Source organism: Herbaspirillum sp., from assembly GCF_017744395.1.
In the GTDB taxonomy this organism is placed as follows: domain Bacteria; phylum Pseudomonadota; class Gammaproteobacteria; order Burkholderiales; family Burkholderiaceae_D; genus Herbaspirillum.
Genome location: NZ_JAGIBI010000001.1, coordinates 639,130 through 658,252, shown reverse-complemented (window position 1 = coordinate 658,252; position 19,123 = coordinate 639,130). Strand labels below are relative to the sequence as shown.

The following is a 19,123-nucleotide window of genomic DNA, read 5'->3' as shown; positions in this document are numbered from 1 at the left end:
TACAGTGCATTGCACCACCGATGTCCACGCAACGATGAGGATCTCAATGCAAGGCAGATTGCATTCGCTCGCAGCAGCAATGCTGTTGACCGTGACAGGAACCGTTGCCGTTTCCTATTCCCATGCCGCCGATGCCGGCGGCGCTTTGTGCGGCCCCGATCTCCAGCTCGACAAGGAAAGCCTGGCGGCTTACCTGCTCAAGGCTTATCCGGTCAGCACCGCCTATCTTTCGGCAGGCGACAATCCGGCGCCCCTGTCGTCCCATCGGGCGCTGGCCTCCTGGCTGCTCAGGAAACGGGCCGCGGAGAAGGCCGGCGGCGGCGCCTGCAGCGGCGACAGTTGCAATGTCGACCGCATGGCGGATGACCTGCAATACCTGCTCGACGGCAAGGATGCCGGCTTCAAGCCTTCAGGCCGAACCGATGCTGCGGGTTTCTTCAGCGGCGACAATGGCGTGGCCTTGTCTTGCCACCAGGCCGGCGCCGAGGTGCCGTTGCCCCATGCCGCGGCCACGGCGTCCGCAGCTCCCGCGCCTCCCACACCTGCGCCGCAGCCTGCCTGGATGGATCCGATCCGTGTGCGCGGCAATCCCGACCAGCTTTCCATCGACCGCAACAACAAGGCCGGCTATGCCTCGGTAGAGCGTGCGCGCGTGAACCTGGCCAACGACGATGTGGCGAAGTCGCGCACCAACGACGTCGTGGTGTACGCCGGCTACGCGTTCGACAAGCGCCCGATGGACGAGGCGGGCAGCACCTACGAAGCCGTTCCTTATGTCGGTTTCAAGCAGAACCGGACGACGATCTACAACAGCGACGGCACGCCGGCGGTCACCACCACCCGCACCAGCCAGGTCGGCATGCTGAGCTCCTTCCATTTCGCCCATGCCGGTTCTGCCGACACCGAAGACCTGACCGCGCGGCCGGACTATCTGGTCAACAATAGCGACGGCAGCCGCCTGCTAACCGTCAACTTCACGCTCACGCCGGTGCGGCCGGGCATCCTCAACGATTTCATCCGCTGGAACAATGGTCTGGCCGTCAAGCCGATCCTGATCGGCCAGAGCCGCAACGGTTCCTATATCAACCGCGGCGATCCGGCGGTCTACGACCAGCACCAGGACTTCATCCGCCTGGGCGCCCAGGCCGGCTTCACGCTGGCGTCGACCAATCCGGCGCTGCCGTTCGATTTCACCACCACGTTCACCGGCCTGAAGGCCTTGCACGGCAACCGCAGCATCCACTATTGGAAGTCGGTGCTGACCTACAATTTCAACCAGTATGTGGGGCTGAGCCTGGATTATTCGAACGGCCTGCTGCCGGATACGGGAGATCCCGAACGCAAGTGGGGCGTGGGGATCTCGTCCAAGTTCTGACGGGGCGGCTCAGGCAGGTCACTGGTAGGTGGTCGCCATTTTCTCCGGCAGCGGCACGTTCAGCCACTTCTTGACGATGGCGTTGAGTTCGCCGCTTTTCTTGGCCGCGGTGATGGTGTCGTTGACCTTGGCCAGCAAGGCGCCTTCGCCTTTGTTCAGGCCGACGCTACAGGCCGATTCATGGATGATGTATTTCAGCACCGGCTTGTTGTTGGGGGCCTTTTCGCCCAGCGCATAGGCCACGAAGTCGCCGGTGCCGACCAGTTGCACCTGGCCCGAGACGTAGGCCGAGATCATGGCGTTGTTGTCTTCATAGCGCTTGATGGTGGCGCTCTTGGGGGCGGTGTCGGTCAGTTGCAGGTCCTGGAAGGTGCCGCGGGCCACGCCCACCGTCTTGCCCGCCAGGTCGGCCGGGCCGCTGACCTGGACGCCGGCCACGCCGAACACGCTGTTGTTGTACGGGGCATAGGGCTGCGAGAAGTCGATCACCTTTTCACGCTCGGCATTCTTGCCCAGGGTCGAGATCACCAGGTCGGCCTTGTGCGTCTGCAGGTAGGCGATGCGGTTGGCGCTGGCCACCGGCACCAGCTGCACCTTCACCCCCATCTTCTGCGCGATCAGTTTGGCGACGTCGATATCCAGGCCCTGCAACTGCAGGTCGGTGTTGACCGAACCGAAGGGGGCAAAGTCCTGCGGCACGCCGATGCGCACCACGCCGGCCTTCTGGATATCGGCCAGGGCGTCGGCGCGGACTTGCGCAGCGGTTGCGGACAGCAGGCCGAAGGCGATTGCCAGCATCGGTTTGAGGGATTTCATCGCATCGTTCTCCTTGAGGTTATACCTGCAATGCAAGATTCGTGGACTTGCGCCGTGGCCCTTTGACGGGCCGCAGCGGGTGATAATACGCCTTATTCGAACCCCGGACATCCTTGGCCATACGCTTGTCAATACGCATTTTTTCGATTTCGCATCGCAAAAAACAGGTGGATTCGGTATCCTAGGGCCTGTCAACTTCGGGCTGGTGGGGTAAGCGGCCGGCAAATTGCATCTTCCGGGGAAGCAGCTTCCGTGCCCGATGCCGACAGGCCTCATGAAGCGGCGTTTTGCCGTAGCGGAATTTGTATCCCGACAATCAACGAAAGCGATGAAAGATGTCGACTTATATCGAGCCTCAAACATTTCGTGAACTGCAGGATTCGGAAGTGTTGCCGGCCCCGTCCGGCGTGCGGCTCAACATCATGCAGATGTGCCAGCAGGAAGACATTTCGCTGCCCGACCTGGTCGCGCAAGTGCAGGGCGACCCGGTGCTGGCGGGCCGCCTGATCCAGATCGCCAACATCCCCAACATCAACAAGGGGCGCATGGTGGCGTCGGTCAATGTCGAGCTGCTGCTGATGATCGGCCTGCACGCGGTGCGCCAGATGGCGCTGGCGATTTCGCTGACCGAGTCGGCGCGCCGCGGCGACTGCAAGGAGTTCGACTACGACGCGTTCTGGGGCCGTTCCACGGCGATGGCATGCGCCGGCCAGGCCCTGGGCGAAATGCTGCAGGTGGCGCCGCCGGCGGAAATGTTCACCAACGGCCTGCTGGCCGGCATCGGCCGCCTCGGATTGGCGTCGGCGCGCCCCAAGCGCTATGGCGAGATTTTGCAGGACAAGCCGCAAGGGCAGGACTTGCTGGACAAGGAGCGGGCGGCATTCGGCTTCGACCACCTGGCGCTGGCCGCGGCGATGATGGAAGACTGGCATTTCCCCAAGCTGTTTTGCACTGCCGTCCTGCACCATGAAAACCCCGATGAATCGGGACTGGACGAAAGCGACCGCCAGCAGGCGCTGGCGCGTGTACTGGAACTGGCGGGATGCGTCGCCGATGTCTGCATCGCCGACGCCGAGACCCGCGGCCGCCTGCTGCCTCGTTTGCTGCAACTGGCTGCGCGTTTCGATCTGCCCTTGTCGAGCGTGGAGTACATCTGTTCCAGGGTGTCGTGGGATTGGAGCGACTGGGGTACCTTGCTGCGCATCTCGACCCGGGCGCTGCCGGAAATCGGCGCCGAGCTCGCGGAGGCGGCCAAGCAGCCGGACTGATTTTGCGGTGGGCCTGAACTTCAACATGTATCGAAATGACGGCATGTTCCGACATCCCGCTCACAATCCGTTGGAAATCCGCACAAGCCCGGGTTTTGTATTTGAACCGTCATACTGGGATGCTAGTATGGCGCCCGGCTTGGATGTGGATGCCGGCTGCCGTTTCACCGCGGCTTGCGATACAGGCGCCGCCGGCAATCCTGGGCGGTCGGCCCGCATGTGATGCGGGCTTCCATTTGCGCTTTTCCACCTCCGGCCCGGAATGGGGCCAGCCGGATGCCAGCGACATCGTGCTCCCATCCATCCAAGATATCGCGGCGCTTGCCGCAGTCAATAAACAAAATAACGTAACGGGCCGAGTCCATCGGGGCTCGTCCGCCTTGCCGGCTGCGGAGTACGCTCCGCGGGGGAGCCGCAAGCATCCTGTCCGGGAATTGCCCGTTACGCGCATCGCATTATGAACAGGCGGTTTATGAAAAAAATCCTGTGCGCATCCTGGCTGCTCTGCGTGATGATGAAGCCGGCCTTCGCCGCCCACCCGCTGGTGACGGACGACGCCGGGGTGCAGGGAGACGGGCGCCACCAGATCGAAACCAATACCGATTGGAGCCGGCAGGCGGGCCAGGCCGGGCATACCGGGGCATTCACCTACACCTATGGCGTCACCGACAGGCTGGATCTGTTCGCCAATCTCCCACTGACCTTCCAGTCGCCTGGCGGCAGCGGCGTGGGCGACTATTCGCTCGGCGCCAAATGGCGCTACTACGACCGGGACGGGCTGGCGCTGGCCCTCAAGCCGGAACTGTTCCTGCCCAGCGGCGATGTGGACAAGGGGCTGGGCAACGGCAGGAGCGGCCTGGGCCTGACCGCGATCGCCTCCTATGAGACCGGCCCCTGGACCTTGCACGGCAATGCCGGCCTGAACTACAGCCGCTACCAGCTCGACAGCGACGATGCCGCCAAGCGCCGCCTGGCATGGCGCACTTCGGCCGCCGTCTGGTATGCGCTCAATGAGCAGTGGCGGCTGGTGGCCGACACCGGCGTGGCGCAGAATGCCGATCGCGCCAACCGCACCTGGCCGGCGTATGGCCTGGTGGGGGTGATCTGGTCGCCCAACGAGAGCGTCGATCTCGATGTCGGCGCCAAATTCGGCCTCAACAAGGCCGAGGTCACGCGCCAGTTCGGCCTGGGCGTTACGCTGCATTTCTGATGTGTGCGGCGCAGCATGCAATGCGCTGGAAAGCGCCGCCAAATCTGCTATCTTTGATCCTGGCACAGGGCCAAGCTTAAGGAGACGACAGATGGATCTGGTGGAAAAATTCGATGCCAAAGGCAAGACCGGCGCGCCTTACCACGTAGAGGTGTACCAAATCGAACTGGACGGGACGGGCGATGCCGCCGCCGGCCAGCGCACTTACCAATTGGCCGACGGGCGGGCGCTCGATCCTTTGTCGAATGAGAAGTTCAGGATCATCCAGACGGGAGAAAAGATCTACCGTGTCTGAAACACCGGGATTTTCCATTGAAATGAAAAGCCGGCGCCGCAAGGCGGCCGGCTTTTTCTTTGCCGGCGTTCAGCTTTGCGCCGCCGCCCCCTCGGCCCGGTTGCGGATCAGCTGCACCAGCGCATCGCCCAGCGATTCCGGGCGGCCTTCGAACAGCCGCTGCAGGTATTGCGGATCGGTCAGGTGGCGGTACAGCGCGGCGCGCGCGCCGAAGTCGGTCACCATCTTCACCGCCGCCAGGATGTAGTCGTCCAGCGTGGCGGCGATGGTCCAGTCGGGCAGGCCGACGCGGCGGAACAGGCCTTCGTCGATATGCTCGAACACTTCCGGACCGGTCTTGCATACGCCGGGCAAGCCGACCGTGAAGGCGTCGATGATGCCGTTGGTATTGCCGAAGGGCAGCGGCGACAGGAACATGTCGCACTGGTTGAAGAGGGACAGGTATTGCTGGTACGGCTGGTGCGGATAAACGCTGGCGCCGGGCACATAGCGCAGGACCAGGCGCTGCAGTTGCGGGTACAGCAGGCCTTGCGCCTGGCCGATCAGGAAATGGAAGCGCACCTGCTTCGGCGCCTGCCCGCCGGGCGGCTGCAGCGCCAGTTCGGCGATCTTCTGGCATGCCATCAGGAAGCGCGGGTTCAGCTTCATGGTGGTGGCGGCGATGGCGATGTTGACGTAGGGCTTGTCGCCGCGCTCCAGCACCGGCACGTCGAAGGGAATCGCCGAGGGGCGGTAGGGCTGGCCGTCGGCAGGCAGGCGCAGCAGCCGTTCGCTGAAGCAGGACGGATCGCCGACGAAGTCGTCTTCCACGCTGATGTAGTCGATGCGCCGGGAACTGGTGGTGGCGGGGTGGCCCAATGCCGCCACCTGCAACGGCGCCACGCGCAGGTTGGCGGCGAACATGGTGATCGGGAACATGCCCACGCTGGGCATGTACAGCGCCTGCGGCCGGCGCTGCGCGGCCAGCGCGCGCAACTGGGCCAGGCAGCCCAGCAAGTCGCCGGGACGGTCGAAGGCGATGAATTCGTCGAACACCGCGCGCCCCAGTTCGTCGGTATTGGCCTGGTAGCCGATGGCCACCACATGGAAATGGCGCCGCGCCGCTTCCAGTGTCTTGGAATGGGTGCGGTAGATCGAGTGGCCGCCGGAAAACCATTCCAGCAGCACCAGCAGTACCGGTTTCCCGGCGACCTCGCCGGGCGCGCCGAAGTCATCGATATCGGCGATGCCGGCTTCAGCCAGCTTCTTTTCGATCAGCGCGTTGATGGCGCCCTTGATGCGGTGGCGCTGCGGCAGGTCGGCATAGCTGCAATGCATGTAGACGTCGTGCAGGACGGCGACCGGCAGGCTATCCAGGCTCTCGAGTTCCTGCAGGCGGTCGGGCAGCCAGCCGAGCAGGGCTTCGCGCTTGGAGTGCGCCGCCGGCGTGCCGAGGAAGCGCGGCGACAGCAGCGCCATGAACAATGCCGCGGCCAGCGGCTTGTTCTGTTCCCACAGCATTTCGACGTCCAGCGGCAGTTCCGATTCCGGCGAGTACAGGATGCAGAATTTCACCAGGTCCGGCGGCTTGACCTGGAAGTCTTTCGCCTCCGGGCCGCCCAGGTTGAGCGAACGCAGGATATGGTCGCAATTGATGAAATGGCTGGCGCCGAACAGCGCCGACAGCCAGCGCTGGAAGTTGATCAGCTGGCCGAAGCCGTCCGGGCTGACATGGAAGCCCGGATCCGAGAACAGCGCCGAAATCGCGCTAGTGACCCGCGCCAGCACATGCTGCTCCAGCTCCGCGGCCGGTACCGCCGGCGACACCGACAGCGAGAAGTTGCCGGCCAGCTTGCCGTAGTTGCGGTCGATCAGCGCCAGCAGGCGCATCAGCTCGCGCGCGGCCGGTTCATGCTGGCGCGAGTAGCAGAGGTATTCGAATTGTTCCAGCGAAAAAACGTTATTGGCGTTCTTGGCGTCGTTGGCGTTTTCGGTCATGGCCGTTGGCTGGTCGGTTGAAACGGGATGCCCGGTATTGTGCCGCCGAAGGGCGGCCGCCGCCAGCGCCGGCCATGAAAAAAGGGCCGCAATGTGGATTGCGGCCCTTTTCATTGTCACTGCCAGCGCTGCGCATCGCGGGCGATGCGCAGCAGGCATTCAAACCGGTGTGGAATCAGATGGATTCCAGCGCCTTGTTGAATGTCTCGCTCGGACGCATCACGGCGAAGGTCTTGGCGCGGTCCGGCATGTAGTAGCCGCCGATGTCGACCTGCTTGCCCTGCACGCTGTTGAGTTCGGCCACGATCTTCTGCTCGTTCTCGGCCAGCGTCTTGGCCAGCGGCGCGAAGTGCTTGGCCAGTTCGGCGTCGTCCTTCTGCGCGGCCAGTTCCTGGGCCCAGTACAGCGCCAGGTAGAAGTGGCTGCCGCGGTTGTCCAGTTCGCCGGTCTTGGGGGAGGGTGACTTGTTGTTGTCCAGCAGCTTGCCGGTGGCGGCGTCCAGCGTCTTGGCCAGGATCTTGGCGCGGGCATTGTTGTTCTTGATGCCGACGTCTTCGATCGACACCGCCAGCGCCAGGAATTCGCCCAGCGAGTCCCAGCGCAGGTGGTTTTCGCCGACCAGCTGCTGCACGTGCTTGGGCGCGGAACCGCCGGCGCCGGTTTCGAACATGCCGCCGCCGGCCATCAGCGGGACGATCGACAGCATCTTGGCCGAGGTGCCCAGTTCCATGATCGGGAACAGGTCGGTCAGGTAGTCGCGCAGGATGTTGCCGGTCACCGAGATGGTGTCCATGCCGCGGATCACGCGTTCCAGGGTGTAACGCATGGCGCGCACTTGCGACATGATCTGGATGTCCAGGCCGTTGGTGTCATGCTCCTTCAGGTAGGTGCGCACCTTCTTGATCAGTTCGGCTTCGTGCGGGCGGTACGGATCCAGCCAGAACACGGCCGGCATGCCCGACAGGCGCGAGCGGGTGACCGCCAGCTTGACCCAGTCGCGCACCGCGGCGTCCTTGACCTGGCACATGCGCCAGATATCGCCGGCTTCGACGTTTTCTTCCAGCAGCACTTCGCCATCCAGGGTGACGATGCGCGCCACGCCGTCCTGGGCGATTTCGAAGGTCTTGTCGTGCGAACCGTATTCCTCGGCCTTCTGGGCCATCAGGCCGACGTTGGGCACGGTGCCCATGGTGGTCGGGTCGAACGCGCCGTTGGTCTTGCAGAAGTTGATCATCTCCTGGTAGATGCGGGCGAAGGTCGATTCCGGCAGCAGGGCCTTGGTGTCTTCGGTCTTGCCTTCGGCGTTCCACATCTTGCCGCCGGCGCGGATCATGGCCGGCATGGAAGCGTCGACGATCACGTCGTTGGGGGCGTGCAGGTTGGTGATGCCCTTGGCGGAGTCGACCATGGCCAGGCGCGGGCGCTTGGCTTCGTCGGCCTTCAGGTCGGCCAGCACTTCAGCCTTCTTGGCTTCGGGCAGGGTGTTGATCTTCTCGTACACACCCGACATGCCGTTGTTCGGGTTGACGCCGATCTCGGCGAACAGCTTGGCGTGCTTTTCGAAGGTGTTCTTGTAGTAGGTGCGCACGGCGTGGCCGAACACGATCGGGTGCGAGACCTTCATCATGGTCGCCTTGACGTGCACCGACAGCAGCAGGTCGGTTTCGAAGGCGTCCTGCATCTGTTCTTCGTAGTACTTGCACAGCGCCTTCTTGCTCATGAACATGCTGTCGATGATCTCGCCGGCCTGCAGCGAAACCTTCGGCTTGAGGACGATGGTTTCGCCGGACTTGGTGACCAGGTCCATCTTGACGTCGACCGCGCGGTCCAGGGTCATGCTCTTTTCGCCGGCGTAGAAGTCGCCGCCGTGCATGTGCGCCACGTGGGTGCGCGAAGCCATGCTCCACTTGGACATCGAGTGCGGGTGCTTGCGGGCGTAGTTCTTGACGGCGTTGGGCGCGCGGCGGTCGGAGTTGCCTTCGCGCAGGACCGGGTTCACGGCGCTGCCGGTGACCTTGGCGTAGCGCTTCTGGATCGCCTTCTCTTCGTCGGTAACCGGGTTTTCCGGGTAGTCGGGCAGCTTGTAGCCGCGGTTTTGCAGTTCGCGGATGGCCGCCTGCAGCTGCAGGATCGAGGCGCTGATGTTGGGCAGCTTGATGATGTTGGCTTCCGGCTTCTGGGTCAGGGCGCCCAGTTCGGCCAGGGTGTCGGGCACTTTCTGCTCATCGGTCAGGAACTCGGAGAATTCCGCCAGGATACGCGCAGCCACCGAGATGTCGCTCTCGACGACGTCGATGCCGGCTTGCGCGGTGAACTTCTTGACGATAGGCAGAAGCGAGTGGGTCGCCAGATAGGGTGCCTCGTCAGTCAGCGTATAGATAATGGTCGGGTTACCTGTAGTCACGATGATGTCCTTGCTGTTGGTGTGTTGATGTGCTGTGCTGCATGTGCCGTCCGGTCGCCCGGTATGCGGTGCATCGTGTGCTTGTGGCTGAGGCATCCGCATGCCGTTGGCTGGGGGCGGCAATCTCCTGCCGGCAAAAACCGTCGTTTCCCGGGGGAAACCGCCTTCTTCCGGCAGCGTCTCGTCTTTCCCTCAGATGCCGCGGCAAAAAACAGACGGTAGTTTACTCCTAAGCGCGCCGAAATGCTTCAACTCTTATATAAGACTTGAAGAATTTTTTGCATGGGTCTTGATCCGGATGTTGTCTCAATGGCATCAAGGCCCAAAAAAAGGGCCGCATCAGCGGCCCTGTTCAATAGCTATTGCAATGTCCCGATACTCAGGCCGGCACGGCTTTGCCGGCCTGCTTGCGGTAGAGGATGAAAGTGGCGAGCAGGCCGCACACGGCGGCGGCGCTCATCCAGATGCCGGGCGCGGCCTTGTCGCCGGTGTACTCGATCAGGCCGGTGGCAATGGCCGGGGTGAAGCCGCCGAACACGGCCGTGGCCAGGCTGTAGGCCAGCGAGAAACCGGCGGTGCGCACTTCAGCCGGCATCACTTCGGTCAGCGCCACCACCATCGCGCCGTTGTAGCTGGCGTAGAGGAAGGACAGCCACAGCTCGACCACCAGCATCTTGGCGAAGCTGGCGTCATGCACCAGCCAGTTCACGGCCGGATAGGCGGTCAGGATGGTCAGCACGGTGAACGCCACCAGGATCGGGCGGCGGCCGATGCGGTCCGACAGGGCGCCCATGACCGGCAGCCAGAAGAAGTTCGACAGGCCCACGCACAAGGTCACGATCAGGCTGGCTTCGGTCGACAGCTTGAGCACGCTCTTGCCGAAGGTCGGCGTATAGACGGTGATCAGGTAGAACGAGACGGTGGTCATCGACACCAGCATCATGCCGGCGATCACCAGCTTCCAGTTCTCGATCATCGAGCGGAAGATCTGGCCGGTGGTCGGGCGGTGCTTGCGGCGCATGAACTCTTCGGTTTCCTGCAGCGAACGGCGGATCATGAACAGCACCGGCACAATCAGGCAGCCGATGAAGAAGGGGATGCGCCAGCCCCAGGCGCCGACATCGGCCGGCGTCAGGTTGGTCGACAGCAGGTAGCCGATGGCGGCCGCCACGATGATGGCCACTTGCTGGCTGCCGGACTGCCAGCTCACATAGAAGCCCTTTTTGCCGGGAGTAGCCATTTCAGCCAAGTAGACCGATACGCCGCCCAGCTCCACGCCGGCCGAGAAGCCTTGCAGCAGGCGGCCGACCAGCACCAGCAACGGCGCCAGCGCGCCGATGGTGGCGTAGCTGGGAACGAAGGCGATCAGCATGGTGCCCAGCGCCATCAGCGCCAGCGTCACGATCAGGCCCTGGCGGCGGCCGACGCGGTCGACGTAGGCGCCCAGGATGATGGCGCCCAGCGGACGCATCAGGAAGCCGGCGCCGAAGGTCATGAAGGTCAGCATCAGCGAGGCGAATTCATTGTCGCTGGGGAAAAACGCTTTCGAGATGTGCGTCGCGTAGAAGCCGAACAGGAAGAAATCGAACATTTCCATGAAGTTGCCGCTGGTAACGCGCAGCACCGTGGAAAGCTTCGATTGCGAAGATGTGGATGTAGTCATGTTGAGTGCCTCATTTATGTGTTGGGCGGACCGTGTATCCGGTCTTGTGCCTGTCTCGCCGGTGTGGGGCCGGTTTTAATCAGGATCTTTTTTTGTGTGTCAGCTATTGCGCCGCCGATTCTATCCCCGAAAACCTGCGCGTGGACGGTAAAGCCGCGCCGGCCATGCAGATTTCGGTTTTTTCGATGGCTGGATGAAAGGTTCGGCGCCGAAAAGCGTTGGAAACGCGCGTTTTTCATCAGGCAAGTGCGCGATGCCATGTAAAAAAGCCTCGCCTCCCGTTGCCGGGAAACGAGGCTTTTTGCCTTGCGATGAAATATCAGGCAGGTCAGGCTGCTTTGGCCGCGTGCCTGCCGATATTCACTCCAGCGCGGCGGCCGGGCCGAAGAATTCGTAACGGCTTTGCGCTTCCGGCACGCCGATCTCGCGCAGGTAGCGCTTGATCGCCTTCATGAACGGCTTGGGGCCGACGAAGTAGGCGTCGACGTCGGTGCTGGCAGGCATCCAGCGCTGCAGCAGTTCGCGGTCGATCAGGCCGGTGGCGTCGGGCTGGCGGTCGCCGTCGCGCGCGCGTTCGTAGCAGAAGAAGCGGCGCAGTTGCGGATGGCGTTCGGCCAGCGCGTCGACGTATTCGCGGAAGGCGTGCACGCCGCCGTCGCGTGCGGCATGGATGAAGTGCACGGCGCGGCCGCTTTGCAGGGCGGCATTGAGCATGGTCAGCATGGGCGTGATGCCGACGCCGCCGCTGATGAGCACCAGCGGCCTGTCGCTGGCGGTCAGCGAGAAGTCGCCCGAGGGCGGAAACAGTTCGACCACGGAGCCTTCCCGCACTTCATCGTGCAGGTAGCGCGAAACCTTGCCGTCGGCTTCGCGCTTGACGCTGATGCGGTATTGCGGCGGCTGGCCGGGCACGTTCAGCGGCGCCGACAGGGAATACTGGCGGCGTTGTTCCAGGCCGTCGACCACCATGCGCAGGCCGATGTACTGGCCGGGCTGGAAGTCGAGCAGGGCGCCGCCGTCCTGCGGGCGGAAATAGAAGGAAGTGATTTCGTCGCTCTCGGCCACCTTGCGCGCCACGATGAAGTTGCGGGCGCCGCGCCAGCCGCCGGGAGCGGAGGCCTTGGCATCGTATTGCTGTTTCTCGGCGCCGATCAGGATGTCGGCCAGTTGGCCGTAGGCGGCGGCCCAGGCATCGATCACGGCATCGGTGGCGATCTCCGCGCCCAGCACTTCGCGGATGGCGCGCAGCAGGCAATCGCCGACCATCGGATAGTGCTCCGGCATGACCTGCACCGCCACGTGCTTGTTGATGATCTGCGCGGCCAGCGGGCCGAGGGCTTCCAGGCGGTCGATATGGCGCGCATACATCAGCACGCCGTGGGCCAGTGCGCGCGGCTGGTCGCCGCTGGCCTGGTGGGCGCGGTTGAACAGCGGCTGCACTTGCGGATAATCGCGCATGAGCAGCTTGTAGAAATGCGTGGTCAGCGCCTCGCCGCCGCTTTCCAGCAAGGGGACGGTGGATTTGATGATGGCCAGTTGTGCATCGGTAAGCATGGTTCGCCTTTCCAGGAGTGGAAGAAAGTGAGTAACAAGCCGGAACGCCGGTTCGCTTTCCCTATTGCGAATCCTGTGCCAGTGCGGCAATCCTTATAAATCAATTACTTGCAATTTGCCTGTGTCGAATAAACCGTGTCAGAATGACTTAAATATTCACTGTCCAGAGTCAAAATGACATCAAAGGCCTTGCTCGATGCCTTGCTGCCGCTGGTCGCCGACCTGTCTCGCGAGATGGACGAGCGCGAGCGCTACCGGCGCCTGCTGCAAACCATGCGCACGCTGTTCCCTTGCGATGCCGCCGCGCTGTTGCGCCTGGAGGGCGAGGTGCTGGTGCCGCTGGCCATCGACGGCCTGTCGGGCGATACGCTGGGGCGGCGTTTCAGGGTCAGCGAGCATCCGCGCTTCGGCGTGTTGCTGGGCAACGATGAGCCCACGCGCTTCCCGGCCGACTCGTCGCTGCCGGATCCGTATGACGGCTTGGTCGACGGCCTCAACGACATCCATTCCGGCCAGTTGGAAGTGCATGACTGCATGGGCTGCGCGCTGACCGTCAATGGCCGGCCGTGGGGGCTGGTGACGCTGGACGCGCTGGGAGCGGGGCGCTTCGACAGCGTCGACATGGCTTCTCTGCAGGCGTTCGCCGACCTGGCTGCCGCCACCGTCAACGTGGCCGAACGCATCGACCATTTGTCGGCCGCCGGCGAACAGGAGCGCCAGCGCGCCGAAGCCTACCGGCTGGGATTGGAGGAGAGCCAGGGCAAGCGCGAACTGATCGGCCAGAGCCCGGCGCATCAGCAACTGATGCAGGAGATCCGCATGGCCGGCCCCAGCGACATGACGGTGCTGGTGACCGGCGAAACCGGCGTGGGCAAGGAATTGGTGGCGCATGCCTTGCATGCCGCCTCGCCGCGCGCGCATAAGCCGATGATCAGCCTCAATTGCGCGGCATTGCCCGACACGCTGGTGGAAAGCGAATTGTTCGGCCACATCCGCGGCGCCTTTTCCGGCGCGGTGGCCGACCGCCGCGGCAAGTTCGAAATGGCCGACGGCGGCACGCTGTTCCTGGACGAGGTGGGCGAATTGCCGCTGGCGGTGCAGGCCAAGTTGCTGCGGGTGCTGCAAAGCGGGCAGTTGCAAAGGGTCGGCTCGGACCGCGAGCACCGGGTCGATGTGCGGCTCATCGCCGCCACCAACCGCGACCTGGCCGAGGAGGTCAAGCGCGGGCGTTTTCGCGCCGACTTCTACCATCGCCTCTCGGTCTTCCCGATCCGCGTGCCGCCCTTGCGCGAGCGTGGGCGCGATGTGCTGCTGCTGGCCGGCTATTTCCTGGAACAGAACCGGGCACGGCTCGGGTTGTCCAGCCTGCGCCTGTCGGCCGATGCGCAGCGTGCCTTGCTCGGCTATGCCTGGCCGGGCAACATCCGTGAACTGGAACACCTGGTCGGCCGCAGCGCATTGCGCGCCCTGGCCGCTCACAAGCTGCGTCCCGCCATCCTGACGCTGGGAGCGGAAGAGCTTGAGTTGCGGGCGCCCGAAGCTATTGAAGCGGTGAAGAGTGCCGAAGATGAAAGTCAGTCCGACACCGTGCAAAGCACCAGCACCAGCCTGCGCGATGCCGTCGAAAACTATGAGCGCAAACTGGTTGCCTCCAGCCTGGAGCGCAATGCCAACAATCTGGCCGCTACCGCGCGCGAGCTGGGGCTGGACCGGGCCAACCTGAGCCGTTTGGCCAAGCGGCTGGGCTTGCGCTAGAAAGATCCAGGCGCAAGCCTGTCCTCCAGGCCGTTGCCTAGATGCTTTTTCCCTGCTGCAGGCGTGGCACCTGCGGCGCGCCGCATGGCAGGAAGCGGCCGCTTCCCATTTCCCCCGCAAACGCCTGGTCGCGGCTGACCACCTTCCCGCGCGACAGCGTCAGCACCGGCCAGCCTTGCACCGTCCGGCCCTCGTAAGGGGTGTAGTCGACGTCGTGGTGCAGCAGCGCATTGGCGATGGTTACCTTGCGCCTGGTGTCCCACAGCACGATGTCGGCATCGGCGCCGATCATGATCGATCCCTTGCGGGGATACAGCCCGTACATCTTGGCAGGGTTGGTCGCGGTCAGCGCCACGAACTGGTGGACGTCGATGCGGCCTTCCATCACGCCGCCGGAAAACAGCAGCGGCAAGCGCGTCTCCAGCCCGGGGATGCCGTTCGGGATGTACTGGAACGGCTGTTCCTTGCCGCCCAGCTTTTTGCCCTCCGCATCGTCGTAGCGGAACGGCGCATGGTCGGAAGAAAACACCGAGAAGACGCCGCCGGCCAGGCCGTCCCACACCGCGCGCTGGTTGCCGATGTCGCGCGGCGGCGGGCTGCAGACGCACTTGGCGCCGTGGTAGCCTTCGCCGCCCAGGTCCTGTTCTGAGAGGAACAGGTACTGTGGGCAGGTCTCCGCGTAGATCGGTAGGCCGCGGCCATGCGCCCAGCGGATCTGCTCGATCGCTTCGCGGCCTGATACGTGCACGATCAGGATCGGCACGTCGGCCAGTTCCGAGAAGGTGATGGCGCGGTGCGTGGCTTCGCGTTCGACCGCCATCGGGCGCGACACCGCGTGGTACTTCGGCGCGGTATGGCCTTCGTCGTTCAGGCGTTCGGTCAGCCAGGCGATGCAGTCCGAATTCTCGGCATGGATCATCACCAGCGCCTTATGCTCGCGCGCGACGGTCAGCACCTTCAGGATCTCATGGTCGGACAGCTTGAGGTCGTCGTAGGTCATGTAGATCTTGAACGAGCTGTAGCCTTCGCGGATCAGGCGCGGCAGTTCTTCGTTCAATACCTGGGGCGTCGGGTCGGCGACGATCAGGTGGAAGGCATAGTCGACGACTGCCTTGCCGTCGGCGCGGCGGTGGTAGTCCTCGACCGCGGCGCGCAGCGAGCCGCCCTTTTCCTGGGCGGCGAAGGGGATCACGGTGGTGGTGCCGCCGCAAGCGGCCGAGCGGGTACCGGTGAAGAAATCGTCGGCCATGCGCATGCCTTCGGGCATGGGCTGGTCGAGGTGGCAGTGGGCGTCGACGCCGCCGGGCAGCACCAGCATGCCGGCGGCATCGATCTCTTCGGCGCCGGCATCGAGGTTGGCGCCGAGCGCGGCGATGCGGCCGTCGCGGATGCCGATATCACATCGGAAGCGATCCGAAGCCGTCGCCACGTCGGCATTGCGAATCACGAGGTCGTATGCGGTTGCGATGATCGTTCTCCTGTCGGGATTGGAATAAATGCCCGGTCCCGGCGCCCCATGCGGGACGCCAGGATCGGGGCGGGCAGATAACTTATTAGATCACTTCACGGAACAGGCGGCCCCATCCCTTGACCTTGGTGGTGTCGTAGCCGGCCACCTTCAGCGACTTCCAGACCACGGTCGAAATGGTGTCGTAGATGGGAATGCCGGTTTCGTTTTCCAGCTCTTCCACCAGGTGCGCCGCCTTCAGGTTGGTGCAGAAGGTGGAGATGGCCTTGGGCTTGCTCTTGGCTACTTCGCGCACCATGCCGCGGATCTGGTCTTCGGTGACTTCCGAGAACGAGAAGTTCACGTGCAGGCCGAGGTGCTTTTCGGCGATGCAGTTGTAGCCGGAGCGGTCGTAGTTGGCGACGATCTTTTCCTGCACGTCGTCCAGGTACGGGGTGACCAGGCCGAAATCCTTGGCGCCGGTCTGGGTCAGGATCTCGTTGAGCGCCAGCACCGAGGTGGTGGCCGGGATGCCGGTGGCTTCGGTGATGCGACGGCACAGGCGCTCGTCGGCCTCGAAGCCGAGCCAGCCGGAGGAGGTGCCGTTCCAGCCGATCACGTCGACCTTGGCGTCGGCCAGCAGCTTGGCGGCTTCCAGGATCTTGCTGTCGTCGAATTGGCCCAGGGCCTGGTCGCGCAGGGAGATTTCGGTGACGGTGAAGCGGGCGAAGTGGGCCGAGACGCCAGGCAGTCCGGCAACCATCGCGCTGGTCATCGGTTCCAGCGAGGTGTTGGAGGAGGGGGTCAGCATGCCGAGCAGGGTGCGTTTTGTCATTTCAGTCTTTCTGTATCTGTATCGGTGAATGTTGCGGGGTACGAAATGGGATGGCCAATGTTAAACGGGAAGCTTCTTCTCGTAGTCGATGCCGGTCGAGCAGATGAACAGGCCCACGCCGGCGGCGGCGAAGAACATCAGCGCCAGGAAGTAGGAACCTGTGAACTGGACGATCATGCCGACGATGATGGGGACGCAGATGCCGCCGATGTTGCCGCCCAGGTTCATGGTGCCGCCCAGGAAGCCGATCTTGTTGCGGGTCGCCAGGATCGACGGGATGCACCAGAACAGGCCGCACCAGCGCAGGAAGAAGAGGGTGGTCGACAGCAGCACGACGACGGTGACCGGATCCTTCGTATAAGCCACCGAGAAGATCGAGACGGTGGCGACCACGGCGGCGATGCCGAAGAGGGTGCGCATCACCTTGTTCGGGCTGGCGCCGGCGCTTTTCCACTTGTCCGCGATCCAGCCGCCGACCAGTTCGCCGACGAAACCGGAGAAGAAGATGATGAAGCTGGCGCCGCCCATCTGCTTGATGTCGAAACCGTGCACCTTGTTCAGGTAGTTCGGCATCCAGGTCAGCAGGCCGTAGAACACGCTGTTGAAGCACATCCAGCCGAAGAACATGAACCACACCGAACGGTATTTGAAGAAATCCATCGTGCGGCCGCTGGCGTTCTCGGGTTCCTTGCTGTACTCCAGCGCGTGCGATTCTTCAATATAGGAGGCTTCCGCATCGTTGACGCCGGCATGGTCGCGCGGGTTGTTGCGGATGTAGTACCAGGCGCCGATACCGGCCAGCACGGTGCCCACGCCGGCGACCACGAAGGCCAGGCGCCAGGAGCCGAGCGCGCCGATCAGCCAGGTGATGATGATGGCGCCCAGCGCCGCGCCCAGCGGTGCGCCGCCGTCCAGCAGCGTGGCGCCGCGGCCGCGTTCGTTCTGGGTCATCCAGATGGCGTTCAACTTACCGCCGGCCGGATAGATCGGCGCTTCCGCCGCGCCCAGGCCCAGGCGCGTCAGCAGCAGGCTGGTAGCGTTGGTGCACACTGCCGCGATGGCCTGGAAGAAGCCCCAGAACAGCGTCGCGGCGGCGATCACGATGCGCGGCTTGAAGCGGTCGGCCAGCATGCCGCCCGGAATCTGCATGAAGGCATAGGTCCAGAAGAAGGAGCTGAGGATCAGGCCCTGCATGGTGGGGCTCAGGTCGAATTCCTTGGCGATCAGCGGCATCGCGACGGAAAGGGAGGCGCGGTCGATGTAGTTGATCGCGATCAGGAACAGCATCATGAAAAAGATTTTCCAGCGGACAGTCGTCTTCTGTCCGGCGGCAGCCGTATTAATAGCGGTGCTCATTGTGGTCTCACTCCTCGATTGGATGTGTCATCGCTCCTGAAACGGCACTGCATTGTTTCAGGGCGTAGTCGGTCGGCCCGGTCTGTGCGCCGAATCCGGCGCACGACAGACTTGTTGTCGTATTGGTTGGAAGCGGTTCGCGGTCTCGCCGGATGCATGCAAATGCGCATTCAGGCAATTTGCGGCGAGGCGCGCAGCCGTAAGTGCGGTAGCTACGCTGTGTTGAATGTGGTTGGCATGGTCTCGCTCCTGTGATTTTTAATTTATGCGTTATCTGATTAGAAAACGAGCGCGCCTGCACTCGTTTGAAAGGAGTATAGAATACTTAATCTGTAATTACAAGCTATGTAAATCATTGATTTTAAACGTATAACTAAAATAGTTTGAAAGCATGTTATTGTTTTGACTGGATTTACGAACCCATCTGGCAACATGCTGACCGAGAATGAAAGCAAACCGGCCAAAGCGCCGCGCGCCGCGCCTTCCGCGCGTGTGCGCCGCAATGGCCTGTACACAGACATCGCCGACCACCTGCGCGAAATGATCCAGGAAGGCGAACTCGCGCCCGGCAGCCGCATCCTGGAAAAAGACTTGTGCGAATACTTCGATATTTCGAAGACGCCGCTGCGTGAAGCGCTCAAGGTATTGGCTGTGGAAGGATTGGTAACGCATCGCCAGCACATCGGCTATCGCGTCGCCGCGATCGACATCGACGAGATCGCCGCCGTATTCGAAGTGCTGCACGGCCTGGAGGAAACGGCCGGCCGGTGCCTGGCGAAGCGGGTGACGGAAGGCGCATTGCATGCGATCGAGCGCAAGCACCAGGCGATGGTCGCCCATCACCACAATGGCAAGCGCGCTGCGTACTTTCAACTCAACCAGGAAATCCACCAGATGATGATCGACGCCGCGCAAAACCCGGTGCTGTCGTCGATCTACGCCGGCCTGATGACCAAGATCCACCGCGCGCGCGGCGTGGCCAATGCAGACAGCGCGCGCTGGCAGGAGTCGCTCGACGAGCATGAGGCGATCATGGCGGCGCTGCAGGCCGCGGACCGCAGCAAACTGCCGCAGCTGATGAAGGAGCATTCCGAGCATACGGCGACCGAGTCGATGAAGGCGTTGCGGGCGACTCCGCTCAAGTAATGCCGGCAATGTAGGCGCGAGG

14 protein-coding genes are annotated in these 19,123 nt (G+C 63.3%); 6 read left to right on the top strand and 8 right to left on the bottom strand.

Going from position 1 to position 19,123, the window contains the following annotated elements; all coding sequences use genetic code 11:
* The first annotated feature begins 79 nt into the window (after positions 1-79).
* The gene (locus tag J7548_RS02990) at positions 80-1,375 is read left to right on the top strand and encodes a hypothetical protein (RefSeq protein ID WP_290970113.1); all 1,296 of its coding nucleotides are present in this window, start codon (positions 80-82) and stop codon (positions 1,373-1,375) included.
* An 18-nt stretch (positions 1,376-1,393) separates the two neighbouring features.
* Here J7548_RS02990 and J7548_RS02985 read toward each other — a convergent pair whose 3' ends face one another.
* The gene (locus J7548_RS02985; RefSeq protein ID WP_290970111.1) at positions 1,394-2,191 is read right to left on the bottom strand and encodes a transporter substrate-binding domain-containing protein; all 798 of its coding nucleotides are present in this window, start codon (positions 2,189-2,191) and stop codon (positions 1,394-1,396) included.
* A 335-nt stretch (positions 2,192-2,526) separates the two neighbouring features.
* Here J7548_RS02985 and J7548_RS02980 point away from each other — a divergent pair, with 335 nt between their 5' ends.
* The 3 genes from J7548_RS02980 (at position 2,527) to J7548_RS02970 (ending at position 4,964) form a co-directional block, all read left to right on the top strand.
* The gene (locus J7548_RS02980; protein WP_290970109.1) at positions 2,527-3,459 is read left to right on the top strand and encodes an HDOD domain-containing protein; all 933 of its coding nucleotides are present in this window, start codon (positions 2,527-2,529) and stop codon (positions 3,457-3,459) included.
* Between the two features lie 472 nt (positions 3,460-3,931).
* Positions 3,932-4,669: a transporter gene (locus tag J7548_RS02975; protein WP_290970106.1), complete on the top strand. Its 738-nt coding sequence runs from the start codon at positions 3,932-3,934 to the stop codon at positions 4,667-4,669.
* A gap of 91 nt (positions 4,670-4,760) precedes the next feature.
* Positions 4,761-4,964, top strand: a complete 204-nt coding sequence (locus J7548_RS02970) for a hypothetical protein (RefSeq protein WP_290970104.1) — start codon at positions 4,761-4,763, stop codon at positions 4,962-4,964.
* A gap of 69 nt (positions 4,965-5,033) precedes the next feature.
* On the opposite strand, the gene J7548_RS02965 is transcribed toward J7548_RS02970, so the two are convergent.
* The 4 genes from J7548_RS02965 to hmpA all read right to left on the bottom strand — a co-directional run bounded on the left by J7548_RS02965 (position 5,034) and on the right by hmpA (position 12,562).
* The gene (locus tag J7548_RS02965) at positions 5,034-6,941 is read right to left on the bottom strand and encodes a peptide transporter (protein ID WP_290970101.1); all 1,908 of its coding nucleotides are present in this window, start codon (positions 6,939-6,941) and stop codon (positions 5,034-5,036) included.
* Between the two features lie 175 nt (positions 6,942-7,116).
* Positions 7,117-9,345: an NADP-dependent isocitrate dehydrogenase gene (locus J7548_RS02960; protein WP_290970098.1), complete on the bottom strand. Its 2,229-nt coding sequence runs from the start codon at positions 9,343-9,345 to the stop codon at positions 7,117-7,119.
* A 379-nt stretch (positions 9,346-9,724) separates the two neighbouring features.
* The gene (locus J7548_RS02955) at positions 9,725-11,008 is read right to left on the bottom strand and encodes an MFS transporter (protein WP_290970095.1); all 1,284 of its coding nucleotides are present in this window, start codon (positions 11,006-11,008) and stop codon (positions 9,725-9,727) included.
* Positions 11,009-11,368: 360 nt separating this feature from the next.
* Positions 11,369-12,562, bottom strand: a complete 1,194-nt coding sequence (gene hmpA / locus J7548_RS02950) for an NO-inducible flavohemoprotein (protein ID WP_290970092.1) — start codon at positions 12,560-12,562, stop codon at positions 11,369-11,371.
* Between the two features lie 174 nt (positions 12,563-12,736).
* On the opposite strand from hmpA, the gene norR reads away from it, so the two are divergent.
* Complete coding sequence (gene norR, locus J7548_RS02945) at positions 12,737-14,317, top strand: nitric oxide reductase transcriptional regulator NorR (protein ID WP_290970089.1); 1,581 nt, start codon at positions 12,737-12,739, stop codon at positions 14,315-14,317.
* A gap of 37 nt (positions 14,318-14,354) precedes the next feature.
* Here the strand turns inward: norR and hydA are convergent, their stop codons facing one another.
* The 3 genes from hydA to J7548_RS02930 all read right to left on the bottom strand — a co-directional run bounded on the left by hydA (position 14,355) and on the right by J7548_RS02930 (position 17,955).
* Positions 14,355-15,785, bottom strand: a complete 1,431-nt coding sequence (gene hydA, locus J7548_RS02940) for a dihydropyrimidinase (RefSeq protein WP_290971589.1) — start codon at positions 15,783-15,785, stop codon at positions 14,355-14,357.
* An 85-nt stretch (positions 15,786-15,870) separates the two neighbouring features.
* Positions 15,871-16,599, bottom strand: coding sequence for an aspartate/glutamate racemase family protein (locus tag J7548_RS02935; protein WP_290970087.1), 729 nt, complete (start codon positions 16,597-16,599; stop codon positions 15,871-15,873).
* Between the two features lie 60 nt (positions 16,600-16,659).
* Positions 16,660-17,955 (bottom strand): MFS transporter, encoded by a 1,296-nt coding sequence (locus tag J7548_RS02930; RefSeq protein ID WP_290970085.1) that lies wholly within the window; start codon positions 17,953-17,955, stop codon positions 16,660-16,662.
* 432 nt (positions 17,956-18,387) lie between these two features.
* On the opposite strand from J7548_RS02930, the gene J7548_RS02925 reads away from it, so the two are divergent.
* Complete coding sequence (locus J7548_RS02925; protein ID WP_290970082.1) at positions 18,388-19,101, top strand: GntR family transcriptional regulator; 714 nt, start codon at positions 18,388-18,390, stop codon at positions 19,099-19,101.
* Positions 19,102-19,123 lie beyond the last annotated feature (22 nt).

Excerpts from the sequence above, each read along its gene's own strand:
- J7548_RS02990 (WP_290970113.1), top strand. The coding sequence starts at position 80 with ATGCTGTTGACCGTGACAGGAACCGTTGCCGTTTCCTATTCCCATGCC.
- J7548_RS02925 (WP_290970082.1), top strand. The coding sequence starts at position 18,388 with ATGCTGACCGAGAATGAAAGCAAACCGGCCAAAGCGCCGCGCGCCGCG.
- J7548_RS02980 (WP_290970109.1), top strand. The coding sequence starts at position 2,527 with ATGTCGACTTATATCGAGCCTCAAACATTTCGTGAACTGCAGGATTCG.
- J7548_RS02965 (WP_290970101.1), bottom strand. The coding sequence starts at position 6,941 with ATGACCGAAAACGCCAACGACGCCAAGAACGCCAATAACGTTTTTTCG.
- J7548_RS02935 (WP_290970087.1), bottom strand. The coding sequence starts at position 16,599 with ATGACAAAACGCACCCTGCTCGGCATGCTGACCCCCTCCTCCAACACC.
- J7548_RS02930 (WP_290970085.1), bottom strand. The coding sequence starts at position 17,955 with ATGAGCACCGCTATTAATACGGCTGCCGCCGGACAGAAGACGACTGTC.
- J7548_RS02985 (WP_290970111.1), bottom strand. The coding sequence starts at position 2,191 with ATGAAATCCCTCAAACCGATGCTGGCAATCGCCTTCGGCCTGCTGTCC.
- norR (WP_290970089.1), top strand. The coding sequence starts at position 12,737 with ATGACATCAAAGGCCTTGCTCGATGCCTTGCTGCCGCTGGTCGCCGAC.
- hmpA (WP_290970092.1), bottom strand. The coding sequence starts at position 12,562 with ATGCTTACCGATGCACAACTGGCCATCATCAAATCCACCGTCCCCTTG.
- J7548_RS02955 (WP_290970095.1), bottom strand. The coding sequence starts at position 11,008 with ATGACTACATCCACATCTTCGCAATCGAAGCTTTCCACGGTGCTGCGC.
- J7548_RS02970 (WP_290970104.1), top strand. The coding sequence starts at position 4,761 with ATGGATCTGGTGGAAAAATTCGATGCCAAAGGCAAGACCGGCGCGCCT.
- J7548_RS02975 (WP_290970106.1), top strand. The coding sequence starts at position 3,932 with ATGAAAAAAATCCTGTGCGCATCCTGGCTGCTCTGCGTGATGATGAAG.